Here is a 13,522-nt window from a genome sequence, read left to right on the forward strand (position 1 = left end):
GAGGACACCATGAGATGGACGCACTCCGTCCGGCGGTCGGTCGTCGGCTCGCTGATAGCGGGTCTCGCCACCGCCGGGCTCCTGCCCGCCGCCTCCGCAGCCGAAGCCGCAGCCCCCAACCTGGCCCTGGGCAAGACCGCCACGGCGAGTGGGTCCCACAGCGGCTATCCCGCAGGGAACGTCACTGACGGAAGCCAGCAGACGTACTGGGAAAGCCCGTCCAACGCCTTCCCGCAGTGGATTCAGGTCGACCTCGGCGGCAGCGCCGCGATCGACGAGGTCGTCCTGAAGCTCCCCACCTCATGGGAGGCCCGTACGCAGACCCTGAGGGTTCTGGGCAGCAGTGACGGCAGCAGCTTCAGCACCCTTTCCGGCACCGCCGGGCGGCAGTTCGACCCGTCACGATCAAGCAGCGTCACAGTCGACTTCGACTCCACGGACGTCCGGTACGTGCGGGTGCAGGTGACAGCGAACACCGGTTGGCCCGCGGCGCAGGTATCCGAGCTGGAGATCTACGGGGAGGAGGGCGAGCCCCCGCCGCCTGTGAACGGGACCAACCTGGCGGTCAACAAGCCGATCGAGGCGTCCTCCTCGACGCAGAACTACGTGGCCGCCAACGCCAACGACAACAACGTGAGCACCTACTGGGAGTCCAGCGGCAGTCCGTCGACGCTCACGGTGAAGCTGGGCGCCGACGCGGACCTCGAAGGGGTCGTGGTCAAACTCAACCCCGACGCCGCATGGTCAACCCGTACCCAGAACATCGAGGTGCTCGGGCGTGCGCAGAACGCCTCCGAGTACACCTCGCTCAAGGCGCGCGCCGACTACACCTTCAATCCATCGTCGAACCAGAACGCGGTGACGATCCCGGTGACCGGTCGCTACGCCGACGTCCAGCTGAAGATCTACACCAACAGCTCCGGCTTCGGCGGCCAGGTCGCCGAGTTCCAGGTCATCGGAGTCGGGGCCCCCAACCCGGACCTCACCGTCACCGAGCTCACCTGGACTCCCGCAGCGCCGAGCGAGAGCGACGCGATCACGGTGAACGCCACCGTCCGCAACGGCGGTTCCGCGGCCGGGGCCGCGACCACGTTGAACGTCAGTCTGGGCGGCACGGTCGCCGGCAGCGGCTCGGTGCGCGCCCTCGGCGTGGGAGAGACGGCGACCGTCCCGGTGACGGTCGGCAAGCGGGCAACGGGCAGCTACACCGTCTCCGCGGTGGTCGACCCCAACGACACCGTGGCTGAGCTGGACAACAGCAACAACAGCCGGACGGCGGACGCGAAGCTGGTCGTCGGCCAGGCCCCCGGTCCCGACCTTGAGGTCACGGACATCGTCTCCAGCCCGGCCAACCCGGCCGTGGGCTCGAACGTCACCTTCAACGTGAAGGTGCACAACCGTGGCACCAGCGCCGTCGGCGCCGGCTCGGTCACCCGACTGACAGTCGGCGGAACCACGCTCAATGGCACCGCTCCCGCGATCTCCGCCGGTGACACCGCCACCGTGGCCATCGGCGGCAGCTGGACCGCGACCAACGGCGGCGCCACCCTCACCGCCACCGCGGACGCCACCGGCGTGGTCACCGAGACCAACGAGAACAACAACGTGTTCGCGCGCTCGATCGTGGTCGGCCGTGGCGCGGCGGTGCCGTACGTGGAGTACGAGGCCGAGGACGCCCAGTACACGGGCACCCTCCTGCAGACCGACAGCGAACGCACCTTCGGGCACACCAACTTCGCCACCGAGTCGTCGGGGCGCGAGTCCGTACGCCTCAACTCCTCAGGGCAGTACGTGGAGTTCACCTCGACCAGCGCGTCGAACTCCATCGTCGTGCGCAACTCGATCCCGGATGCCGCGGGCGGCGGCGGCCAGGAGGCCACGCTCAGCCTCTATGCGAACGGCACGTTCGTGCAGAAGCTGACCCTCACCTCCAAGTACAGCTGGCTGTACGGCAACTCCGACGACCCCGAGGGCCTGACCAACACCCCGCAGACCGATGCGCGACGGCTGTTCGACGAGTCGCACGCGCTGCTGTCGCAGACGTATCCGGCGGGCACCAAGTTCAAGCTGCAGCGCGACGCCGGTGACAACGCGGCGTACTACATCGTCGACATGATCGACCTGGAGCAGGTGGCACCGGCCGCGAGCAAGCCCGCCGAGTGCACCTCGATCACCGAGTACGGCGCCATCCCGAACGACGGCATCGACGACACGGACGCCATCCAGCGGGCGGTGACGGCCGACCAGAACGGCACCATCGACTGTGTGTGGATTCCGGCCGGGCAGTGGCGCCAGGAACAGAAGATCCTCACCGACGACCCGCTGAACCGGGGCGACTACAACCAGGTGGGCATCCGGGACGTCACGATCCGCGGCGCGGGCATGTGGCACTCCCAGCTCTACACCCTGACCCCGCCGCACCAGGCCGGCGGCATCAACCACCCGCACGAGGGCAACTTCGGCTTCGACATCGACGACAACACCAAGATCTCCGACATCGCCATCTTCGGCTCGGGCACCATTCGCGGCGGCGGCGCGGAGGGCGGAGTCGGCCTGAACGGCCGCTTCGGCGAGGACACCAAGATCACGAACGTATGGATCGAGCACGCCAACGTGGGCGTCTGGGTGGGCCGCGACTACTCCAACATCCCCGACCTGTGGGGCCCCGGCGACCGCCTGGAGTTCAGCGGCATGCGCGTCCGGAACACGTATGCCGACGGCGTGAACTTCACCAACGGGACGCGGAACTCGACCGTGTTCAACTCCTCGTTCCGCAACACCGGTGACGACGCGCTCGCGGTGTGGGCCAGCAAGTACGTGAAGGACCAGTCGGTGGACATCGGCCACGACAACCACTTCCGCAACAACACCGTCCAGCTGCCGTGGCGCGCCAACGGCATCGCCGTGTACGGCGGTTACGGCAACACCATCGAGAACAACCTCGTCTACGACACCATGAACTACCCGGGCATCATGCTCGCCACGGACCACGATCCGATCCCGTTCTCGGGACAGACGTTGATCGCCAACAATGGGTTGTACCGCACGGGCGGCGCGTTCTGGGGCGAGGTCCAGGAGTTCGGCGCCATCACGCTTTTCGCAGCGGGTCCCGACATCCCCGGCGTCACGATCCGCGACACGGAGATCCACGACTCGACCTACGACGGCATCCAGTTCAAGACGGGTGGCGGTGCCGTACCGAACGCCAAGATCGACAACGTGAAGATCACCAAGTCCAACAACGGCGCGGGTATCCGCGCGATGGGAGGCGCACGCGGTAGCGCGACACTGACCAATGTGACCATCAGTGACTCGGCCGACGGGAACGTCCTCATCGAACCGGGCTCGCAGTTCGTGATCAACGGCACCACGACGGCGGCTCCGTAGCCACTCTCGATCGTCATGACGCCGGCCGCCGACGAGCCCCGGCGTCATGACATCCGTTTGGTGACCCGCACCACCCATGTCGTCTTCGAATGATGCCGCGGTTGCCACCGCTGGCAGGCCGCGCAAGAGCGTCCATGGGCAGAGACTCTCAGCCGCCCTCGCAGACAAGAGCGAGCACCACGATTGCCTGGCCTGGACACCGTACGTGATCGGCAGCATCGACGATGCGACTGCAGCGCCTAGATTCCCGCCGTATTCTCCGCGAGGAGGTAACAGGATCTGGCTCGGCCAACGGCCCTGTGTGAAGGGGCGGTTACGTCGTCGCCGACGGGCCGGCCCCGTCCTCGGCGTCGACGTTGTCCGGCACGAGGCTCATTGCTGAGCCTGCTCAGGTGCCGGGCGGACTGGTTGGTTTATCTTCCCGAAGGGGACGTGCACGCTGGGGGTGCTGCGGGCTGTGCCTGTCAGGTGGCTGACCTGGTCGTCGAAGAAGATGTGGGGCTTGAGGACCTCCATGATCGTGCTCTTGTCTATGCCGCCGAGGAAGAAGGCGTCGTTGACGGTCACGCCCCAGTTCTTCAGGCTGCGCACCGGGCGTTCATGAGCGGGTGCGTTGCGGGCGGTGACAAGGGAGACGTGGACGCGGATCTTGTAGTCGGCGTCTTGTGCCCGCTGTTCTTCTTCGCGCTGCTGGAGACGGTTGATCCCGGCGAGGAAGTCCCGTAGTGGTCCCGGGTCGTGCGGGGTGGCGGCGTTCGTCGTCTCGTGGGAGTGGAAGCCCTTGATGCCGTCGGCCTGGTAGATCTGTTCCGAGGCGTCGTCGGCGAGGACTCCGTCGAAGTCGAAGGCGATCCGCAGGTCCTGGTCATCGTCCTCGTCGGCCGTGGCAGGACCGAGGACGCGGCCGGCGGGCAGCCCAAGCGTGACGGCCTCGCGGACGTCGGTCTCGTTCGCGGACAGGAACAGGGACATGTTCAGGGCGGGCATGAAGCGGTAGGGCGAGCGGCCCTGCATGAAGATGGCCCGGCTGATCGGCAGATCGTGGGACTGGATGGATCGCATGACCCTCAGCCCGGTGTCGGGATCGTTGCGGGACAGGATGATGACCTCGACCAGAGGGTCGTCGGGTGAGAGGTCGTTCAGGGACAGGAGCCTGCGGATGAAGGGGAAGGCGACTCCTTTGTCCAGCGTGTCGTCCAGGTGCTCCTCCTGGTAGGCGCGGTAGGCCTCCTCCCCCTGATCCCGGAAGACCGCATCCGCCTCTTCCAGGTCGAACAGTGCACTGGAGGCGATACCGACGACCAAACGGTCCTTCAGTTCATAGACGGCCACGGCGTCCCCCCTCCCCCGACATTAATTCGCACACCCATCTCAAACAATGCTTCCCGGCCTTGCCTGCAGTGGTGCACAGCACCATCGACGATCATGATGGCGGGAGCACACAGCGTGGCAGGGATCGCACACCGTCTTGATCCAGCCTACGGAGCGTCTTCGCGGCGCCGGTGCGCCCGGTCGTCCCGCAGAACTCCCGGACGGTCGCAGACTGTTCCGCCGCGGATCTGACCAGACCGCGCGTCTCGGGGTCTGGCGGCCCCGAGACGGTGGCGATGTGGACACGGACCGCATTGAGCTTCTCCTTGAGGTTCTCGACCCGGTAGTCCGCGTCCCGCCGCACGTCAGAGCAGACCGACCATGGCCAACGCCGATGCCGCGTCTGCAGGCTGGTGAAGCACGTGCCGTGCTCGAGGCCTTTCAGCTGCACGCCGCCCTTGGGGACGAGATCGGCGTGGAAGGTCGACCACGCGCGGCAAACTCGACAGACCTCGCCCGTCAAGAACGGGCGCAGCAGGTGCACTTCATGTGCGGAGTCCCGCAGGTGGATGCTGCCGGGTTCCAGGTCATGCCTCACGGAGGTGGCAACCCTGGTCGGCACAACGGGGTGATCCCCCGTCAGCTCGCGGTACCGGACGTCAGCCGTTTTGGCGAGGGTGTCGCAGCGGGTCTCGGTTACGTGCCAGAGGGGGAAGTCGGCAAGAAGCCGGGATCGTTCGACGCGCAGGGTCAGGTCGGCGAAGGCCTCTTCACCGCGGGTGGGAAATGGCTGGGATCAAGGCGACGGAGGTGGGCGTCGTCGTTGCGGCTTCCGCTCCGCCGCTGGCGTGCGTCGGCAGCGTCTTGGTCTGCCTGCAGGGAACGGATGCTGTGGATGGGGTGCTGGTGCGGCAGTTCGCGGAGATTGCGGCTTGTGGCTCCTCTTGCATCACGGCGGCCCAGTCACCGAGGCCGGGGCCGCCGCGCCCGCTGGTGGGCTTCTCCTTGATCGCCGCGGTGGAGCCCAGCGGGATCCCGGCTTCCAGGCGAGCGCCAAGGTGATCAGCGCCATGTAGCAGAGCAGGATTTCGGCGGTGTCCAGGACGGCGTTGTAGGCCGCCCGTTGATCGCCGGCGCTCATGCGCGCTTCGGTTTCACGCCAGCGGTGGGCAACGGGAAGGGGGAAGCGCGTGCGCACGTGTGCCCCAGGTTGTCGAGCGCTCACCAACTCCCTGTTCTGGCGAGGATTCACGCGCACCGGCCTGCTCGCCCCCCTCTACGGCGGAGCAGCCTGCGCGCTGCTGCTCATGGTCTTCTCAAGGCCGTTTCGGGCACGCCGTCCGGCGTCTTCCCGGGCGCCGACTTGGGCCTGTTCCCCATGCAGCCCACCGGACTGGTCTCCATCCCGTTCGGCTGCCTGGCCGGGTGGCTGGGCAGCCGTTGGGACCGCCGGCCCGCCCGGTCGCCAGCCGCGAGAACCGGCGGCTGTACGAGGAGAGCGAGGCCCGGCTGCTCGCCGCAGCCGAATGATCACGGCCAAAGACGGTCAGGTGAGCATGCCGCTCAGTGGTTGTTCGGTCCACACGGTCTTGCCCTCGCGGGTGTAGCGGGTGCCCCAGCGTTCGGCCATTTGTGCCACCAGGAACAGGCCGCGCCCGCCCTCGTCGGTGGTACGGGCGCGGCGCAGGTGTGGGGAGGTGTGGCTGGTGTCGCTGACCTCGCACACCAGAGTCCGTTCACGGATCAGCCGCAGGGTCGCGGGACCGCTGGCGTACCGATAGACATTGGTGACCAGTTCGCTGGCGATCAGCTCGGTGGTGAACGCCAAGTGCTCCAGACCCCATTCGGTCAGCTTGGCCGAGGTAAATGCCCGGGCGCGAGCGGCACTGGCAGGCTCCAGCGGCAGCTGCCAGGAGGCCACATCGTCCGGTGGCAGCATGCGCGTGCGGGCGATCAGCAGAGCGACATCATCGCTCGGGCGCGACGACACGAGCGAGTCGACCACCGCCTGGGACGTTCGTTCCAGGGCATCCGCGGGGCGGGTGAGCGCTGCGCACAGCTTGGTCAGACCGGCGTCGGCATCGATGTGGCGTTCACCGATGACTCCGTTGGTGTAAAGGCACAGCAGGCTTCCCTCGGCCAGTTCGATCTCCCGGGCCTCGAACGGCAGGCCGCCCAGACCGAGCGGTGGGCCGGCGGGCAGATCGAGGGGTGCCGCGTGTCCGTCCGGAGTGGTCACCACAGGCGGCGGGTGGCCGGCGCGGGCCAGGGAACACCGCTGCGAGACCGGGTCGTACACGGCGTACAGGCAGGTGGCGCCGACAACCTGCTCGCCCACGGGCCGTTCGCCGACTCCTTCCTGTTCGGCTGCCAGCAGGTTGACCATGTCGTCCAGCCGGGAGAGGACCTCGTCCGGTTCCAGGTCGAGGCTGGCAAGCGTGTGCACGGCGGTACGCAGCCGACCCATGGTGGCGGCAGCGTGGATGCCGCGTCCCACCACGTCGCCGACAACGAGGGCGACCCGGGCACCCGACAACGGGATGACGTCGAACCAGTCGCCGCCCAGGCCTGGGGCCCCGCTGGCCGGCAGGTACCGCAAGGCCACCTCGACGGCCGGCTGGTCCGGAACCGCCCGGGGCAGGAGGCTGCTTTGCAACGTGAAAGCGGTCTGCTGCTGCTGAGTGAAGCGCCGGGCGTTGTCGATGGCGACGGCGGCGCGCGAGGCGAGTTCCTGGGCAAGGGTGAGATCGTCCGCCTCGAAGGGGTCGGGGCGGCGCGAACGCCACAGGCTCATCACGCCCAGCACCATGCCACGTGCGACAAGAGGTGCCACGATCAGCGAGTGGGCGCCCGAATACGGAGCATGGGCGCCTTGGTGGCCTTCGGTCGAGAGCCAGTCCGACGCGAGCACCGGTTCCAGGACGGGCCGCCCTGCGGCCAGGCATCTGGCCTGGGGCGAGTCGGGCGCGAGCTCCACCGCCTCGCCGTGGGGGTGGGGTGGGCCGGGTTGCTGAGCACCGACGCTGCTGGCTCCCAGCCGTACCACCGGCCCTGCCAGGGCCGGTACCAGTTCCTCACCGTGCGTCACCGGCTGGAGCAGGTCCACCGACGCATGGTCGGCGAGGTGAGGCACCATGACCTCGGCGAGTTCCCGGGCGGTCTCCGCCACGTCGAGGGTGGTTCCGATGCGGGTCCCGGCTTGGTCGAGGAGCGCGAGCCTGCGCTGGGCCCGATGGCGTTCGGTGATGTCCTCGATCATCTCGGCCACGCCCAGGATGCGGCCGGCGGGGTCCTCCATCCGGAAGGAGGAGACCAAGGCGACCCGTTCCCGTCCCGGATCCTGCTCCAGGCGGACGAACTGCTCGGAGTAGACGAGCGGTCTACCGGTCTCCATCACCTGGCGCACACGGTCCACGGACTTGCGTGCGTCGTCGGGGATGAGCATCTGCCCGGTGGGCAGTCCTGCAAAGCCCGCTGCCGGGACGCCGGTGAAGCGTTCGATGGCTCGGTTGACCCGAAGAAGCCTCAGGTCGGGACCGTGCACGATCAGGCCGATCGGGCACTGCCGGTACAACCCGTCGAGAACCGCGCGGTCCCTCTGCCACTCCAGGACGTCAGCCGCGAGTGCGCCGGCCAGAAGCCACTGACGGGCATCGCCGTCGCCCGAGAACGGATGGGCCCTGAGCCCCATCTCCACGAGCCGCCCGTCACGGTGTCGCACCTTCAGCACCCCGAACCAGCCGTCGGCTCTCCTGCACTTCGCAGCGGCCTCCTTGGCAGCCGGCAGTTCGCCAGGGCCGACAAGGACCTCGAATGCCCGATGCCCGATCACGGCTGTGTCCGAAAAGCCGAGCAGTTCCTGTGCCCGCCGATTCCATCCGACCACGACTCCCTGATCGTCGAGCACCGCCAAGGCGACGAGGTGCAGGGCGAACGGATCGTCGTGGCTTTCGCTGAACTCCGTCATCCGCTTCTCCACCGCTGTACGGGGGACAGTGGCTCGGCGTTCCCCCATGAACGCTGACCTGCTGTTTGCCATGTAAGCCCATTGATGAGCGCGCCGCTCGCCCTCCGCCCCCAGGGTGCACCGGCGGCCAGCCTGCGGCACGGAAGGAGCGGTGCGCCGCGAGGTCCATTTGGCGGGCCGCCGAGCTTCCTGTCAGGCCAGGCTCGACGGGACGATCCCGTAACGGCGCATCTTGCGGTACATCGTGGCGCGGGAGATCCCCAGGTCCTGGGCAGTGCGCTGAACGTTGGAGTTTCGGGCCATCAACCCACGCAGAATGGCATCGCGTTCCAGCGCCTCGATGGTGGTCAGCACCTTGTGCGAGGACACCCGGCACTCTGGCGGCAAGTCCTCCACATGGATCATCCGGCCGGACGACCGCCGTGCCAGGCCGCGGATCACGGACTCGAACTGCCGGACGTTCTCCGGCCAGGGGCATTGCTGAAGCAGGGCCAGCGCATCCGGGGAGAGGGTGCTCTCGCCGCTCGGCCGGTACTTTCGCAGGAAGAACCGCGCCAGGTGCTCGATGTCCCCGTAGCGGTGGCGCAGGGGAGGCACCTCCACCGTGGCACCGCAGAACTGGTCCAGCTGGTCCTCGGTGCTGACCATCGACGGCTGACTGGTCATCACCAATTGCCCTGTGGCGGTTCCGTCCAGGTGCGTCAACAGGCTCCTCAGTCGCTGCCGCAGCTGGTCACCCAACACGTGGACGTCGCGCAGGACGAGCACCCTGGACGGCATGGCAAGCAGTTCTCCGATGTCGTGCAGCCAGCGCTCGGTGACAGCTGGTGCGTCCGACAGCGGCGCTTCCGCCATTTCCAGTCTGCGTCCGGCGCCATGGGCCCGGTGCAGGGCCTCGACCAGCGTCCTCTTGCCGACGCCGGCTTCGCCCAGGAGTTGAAGCCACGTCCCGGTCAAGAAAGCCGCTTCGCTGTCGGCGACCGAGCGCAGCCACTGCGGGGACGAGCCCGCCAGTCCCAGGACCGGCCGGGCAGGTGTGGCGGAAACCGCCGCGCCGCGCTGGGAGCGTCCGATCAGCCGGACTCGGAGGATGGCGCCCGCGTCGCTGTCCCCGCGCCGGCAGCGACTGACCCTGAGTTCGGCGACCCGTCCCGAGGGCAGGGCGATGCTGCGCGTCCCCTCCCACCGGCGGTCGTCGGCGATCTCACGGGCATGGTCGAGCAGCGCATAGTGATCCGGCCCGGTCACCGCCGCCCTGAGCTGCTCGTTCATCATGACGCCATCACCGTTGAGGGCCAGCACGGGGCCCGGGCGCACCGAGGAGCACGCCTCCATGTAGTCCTGAAAGAGAGCGCGCTCGCGCCGCGAGGTGATCGCCGCGATCTCGGCCTCGATCTGGGCCGCGACCGAGCGGGCGAAGGCCATCAGCATGCCGTCGGAGCCCTGACGGATGGTGGTGAGGTTGAACGCGCCCAGCAGGGTGCTCCGGGTGGGATGCAGGATCGGCACCGCCGCGCAGTGGAATTCCCGAAGCTCTTCGACGTAGTGCTGGCTTCCGGCGATCACGACCGGGCGGCCGCTGGCCAGCGCGGTCCCGATGCCGTTCGTGCCCACGTAGCGCTCGGCGAACACATGCCCCGGGGCCAGACGCACGCGGTTGAGGTGCGTCGTCAGACCGTCGTTGGACACCTTCCGTGACAGCACCACGCCGTTCCGGTCTGTGATCATCGTGGAGACCGGGTCGTCGGCGAGCTGCTCGTGCAGCCTGTTCAAGATGGGCAGCGCCGCCCTGGCCAGGAGACTGTCCAGATTGGGATTGTCCAGGTAGGGAGCGTCAAGGCTGCCGGACTTCACCTTGTACTCGATCGAGCGTTGCCATGAGGCGACCACGAGCGGCCGGGCGCTCGGATCGTTGGTGGCCTCCAGATAGAGCTCTCTGGCTACTCTCAGTGAGTTCCCGGGCTGGTGTCGGGGCATTTAACACTCCCGTGCGGCGCGCGTCACATTCCTCGGTGCAGTGATTGGAACAGCCCCGCGGCCTCGCGCCTACGGCATGTATCACATTGAGACATCCGCGGACGGATTCTGAGACATCGACCTGCGAACGGCGGCCTGTGTAATCGGCGCACCCCCCAACCGCCGACTCGCAGGGAGCCGCCATGAAAGCCGTGCAGGTCATCGAGTACGACGAGCCGCCCGTGCTCGTGGACGTGCCGGACCCGCAGATCACCGGCCCGCTGGATGTGATCGTGAAGATCGGGGGCGCCGGAGTCTGCCGGACCGATCTGCACATCATCGAAGGACAGTGGAAGGAGAAGAGCGGGGTCGCCCTGCCGTACACGATCGGGCACGAGAACGCCGGCTGGGTCGCGGAGGTCGGGGAGGCCGTCAGCAACGTCGAGGTGGGTGACCCGGTCATCCTGCACCCCCTGGTGACCTGCGGTCTGTGCCGCGCCTGCCGGGCCGGCGACGACGTGCACTGCATGAACTCGGCCTTCCCCGGCATCGACGCCGAAGGGGGCTACGCCGAGTACCTGAAGACCAGCGCCCGCTCGGTCGTGCCTCTCGCCCCGTCCCTGGAGCCGGCCTCGGTGGCGGCCCTGGCCGATGCCGGTCTCACGGCGTACCACGCCGCCGCCAAGGCGGCCCGAGCACTGTGGCCCGGTGACAAGGCCGTCGTCATCGGCGCCGGCGGACTCGGGCACATCGGCATCCAGGTGCTGCGGGCCCTGTCGCCGGTCGAGATGATCGTCATCGACCGCAGCCCCGAGGCCCTCGCGCTGGCCAAGGAACTCGGCGCCGACCACACGCTCCTCGCGGACGGCAGCGAAGCCGACCGCGTACGGGACCTCACGGCGGGGCACGGCGCGGAGGCCGTTGTGGACTTCGTCGGTGAGGGTGGCGCCGTCGAGACGGGCGTGGCCTGCCTGCGCCGCAACGGCAACTACTACGTCATCGGCTACGGCGGCCACCTCCACGTTCCGACGATCGACGTCATCTCCACGGAGATCAACTTCATCGGCAATCTCGTGGGGTCCTACAACGACCTGTCCGAACTGATGGTCCTGGCGGCCCGCGGCAAGGTCACCCTGCACACCCAGCACTACCCCCTCGCCTCCTTCCGGCAGGCCCTCGACGACCTGCACGCCGGCGCCGTACGCGGCCGAGCGATCTTGATCCCCTGACACCGCAGGAGAAGCCCCATGCGCAGCAGACCGTACCCGGGCCTGGTCGCCGTAGCGGCCGCAGCGGCCCTGACCGCCACCGCCTGCACCGCCCAGAACGAAGCACAGCAAAAGCCCAAGGAAAAGACCGCCCTCTTCAAGCCCGGCTCGGACATCGGCTACCAGAAGTACGGCAAGAACTACCCGGCGACGAAGGTCAAGGACGTCCCCGGCTCCTGCAGCTACGAGTCGATCAGCCGCAAGGACTACTCCGGGCAGACGCTGAAGATCATCAGCCATGCCGTCCCGGTCATCGGTGAGCCGACGCAACTGCACGCCAAGCAGTTCGAGGAGATCACCGGCGGGAAGGTCGAGGTGGTCAACGTCCCCTTCGGCGAGCTGCACCAGAAGATCCTCACGCCCCTCCAGGCGGGCCAGCCGGCGTACGACGTCATGTTCTACCCGTCCCTGTGGATCGGCGACCTGGCCCCGTACCTGGCACCGGTGCCGGAGAAGTACCTGAACACCACCGGCATGCAGGACGTCACCGCGGCCTACATGGACGTGGCGACCTGGGACGGCAAGGTCGTGCAGTACCCGGTGGACGGCGACCGGCACTACCTCAAGATCCGCGCCGATGTGCTGAAGGACCCCAAGTGGCAGGCACAGTACAAGACGGCCACGGGCAAGGACCTGAAGGTCCCCACCACATGGGCCGAATACCAGGACATAGCCGAGGCCTTCAGCGGCAAGGACTTCGACGGCGACGGCAAGAAGAACTACGGGAGCGCCGAGGTCACCAAGCGCGATGACCTGACGTTCTCCGCGTTCATCAGCCGGGCGGCGCCGTACGTGAAGAATCCGGACGTCAAGGGCGGTGTCTTCTTCGACGAAGAGACCATGAAGCCGCTGATCAACACGCCCGGCTTCGTCCGCGCCCTGCAGGACATGGTCAAGGCCAAGTCCACCTGGGCACCCGGCGGCGCCAACTTCGGCCTGGGAGACGAGATCTTCTCCTTCGGCGGCGGCCAGACACTGATGTCCTACTCCTGGGACGACGCCTTCATCCAGGCCCAGCAGCCGGACAGCAGAATCCGCAACACGGTTGAGGCGGCGCCGCTACCGGGCTCCACGGAGGTCTACAACCGCACCACGAAGTCGTGGGACAAGAAGGCGAACCAGGCGGCCTACTTCACCTGGGGATGGACCTCCGCGGTGGCCAAGGCGTCCAGCCACCAGGAGATGGCCTTCGACTACCTGTGCTTCTTCAGCAACGAGGCCAACACCGCTCTCGACCTGACCATCGGACGCTTCGGCGTCAACCCCTACCGCATCTCCCACTTCGCCCCGGAGTTCTGGGAGAAGCAGGGCTGGGACAAGGACGTCGCCAAGGCGTACGTGGACACGCTCTCCGGCATGGAAGAGAACCCCAACCGCGTCTTCGACCTGCGTGTCCCCGGCGTCAACCAGTACATGTCCGCGCTGGCCAACGGAGTCGCCGCGGCGCTGGCGGGCCAGGAGTCCCCGCAGCGGGCGCTGGACGGCGTGGCCGGGGAATGGGCCAAGATCACCAACCAGATCGGCAAGGACAAGGTCCGAAGCGCCTATCGCAACGTGGTCGCGCTCGAGGACGAGTCCTGATCCGAACGCAGGGCGCCCCGGATGGCCGGACCGCACCGGCCGGTCACCCGGG

At 67.8% G+C, this 13,522-nt stretch carries 7 protein-coding genes; 3 read left to right on the forward strand and 4 right to left on the reverse strand.

The genetic code is table 11. The features are described 5' to 3' along the window. Window positions 1-9: 9 nt before the first annotated feature. The gene (locus OHT51_RS01550) at window positions 10-3,387 is read left to right on the forward strand and encodes a discoidin domain-containing protein (protein WP_328877036.1); all 3,378 of its coding nucleotides are present in this window, start codon (window positions 10-12) and stop codon (window positions 3,385-3,387) included. Window positions 3,388-3,759: 372 nt separating this feature from the next. On the opposite strand, the gene OHT51_RS01555 is transcribed toward OHT51_RS01550, so the two are convergent. The 4 genes from OHT51_RS01555 to OHT51_RS01570 form a co-directional block, all read right to left on the reverse strand. After that, entirely contained in the window at window positions 3,760-4,719 is a 960-nt protein-coding gene (locus tag OHT51_RS01555) for a 5'-nucleotidase (RefSeq protein WP_328877037.1), read from the reverse strand. Window positions 4,720-4,810: 91 nt separating this feature from the next. Beyond that, window positions 4,811-5,296, reverse strand: a complete 486-nt coding sequence (locus tag OHT51_RS01560; protein WP_328877038.1) for a hypothetical protein — start codon at window positions 5,294-5,296, stop codon at window positions 4,811-4,813. Between the two features lie 948 nt (window positions 5,297-6,244). Continuing rightward, entirely contained in the window at window positions 6,245-8,665 is a 2,421-nt protein-coding gene (locus tag OHT51_RS01565; RefSeq protein WP_328877039.1) for a SpoIIE family protein phosphatase, read from the reverse strand. A gap of 192 nt (window positions 8,666-8,857) precedes the next feature. Continuing rightward, window positions 8,858-10,642: a sigma-54-dependent Fis family transcriptional regulator gene (locus tag OHT51_RS01570; protein ID WP_328877040.1), complete on the reverse strand. Its 1,785-nt coding sequence runs from the start codon at window positions 10,640-10,642 to the stop codon at window positions 8,858-8,860. A 182-nt stretch (window positions 10,643-10,824) separates the two neighbouring features. Here OHT51_RS01570 and OHT51_RS01575 point away from each other — a divergent pair, with 182 nt between their 5' ends. Both OHT51_RS01575 and OHT51_RS01580 read left to right on the forward strand, forming a co-directional pair. Continuing rightward, on the forward strand, window positions 10,825-11,850 hold the full coding sequence (locus OHT51_RS01575) for an NAD(P)-dependent alcohol dehydrogenase (protein ID WP_328877041.1): 1,026 nt from the start codon (window positions 10,825-10,827) through the stop codon (window positions 11,848-11,850). Window positions 11,851-11,868: 18 nt separating this feature from the next. Beyond that, a complete protein-coding gene (locus OHT51_RS01580) occupies window positions 11,869-13,470 on the forward strand; it encodes an extracellular solute-binding protein (RefSeq protein WP_328877042.1) in 1,602 nt (533 codons plus the stop codon). Window positions 13,471-13,522 lie beyond the last annotated feature (52 nt).

The organism is Streptomyces sp. NBC_00299 (assembly GCF_036173045.1).
In the GTDB taxonomy this organism is placed as follows: domain Bacteria; phylum Actinomycetota; class Actinomycetes; order Streptomycetales; family Streptomycetaceae; genus Streptomyces; species Streptomyces machairae.

What these genes read in the sequence shown, in the direction of transcription:
- OHT51_RS01550 (WP_328877036.1), top strand. Translation starts at nt 10, where the DNA reads ATGAGATGGACGCACTCCGTCCGGCGGTCGGTCGTCGGCTCGCTGATA.
- OHT51_RS01565 (WP_328877039.1), bottom strand. Translation starts at nt 8,665, where the DNA reads ATGACGGAGTTCAGCGAAAGCCACGACGATCCGTTCGCCCTGCACCTC.
- OHT51_RS01570 (WP_328877040.1), bottom strand. Translation starts at nt 10,642, where the DNA reads ATGCCCCGACACCAGCCCGGGAACTCACTGAGAGTAGCCAGAGAGCTC.
- OHT51_RS01575 (WP_328877041.1), top strand. Translation starts at nt 10,825, where the DNA reads ATGAAAGCCGTGCAGGTCATCGAGTACGACGAGCCGCCCGTGCTCGTG.
- OHT51_RS01580 (WP_328877042.1), top strand. Translation starts at nt 11,869, where the DNA reads ATGCGCAGCAGACCGTACCCGGGCCTGGTCGCCGTAGCGGCCGCAGCG.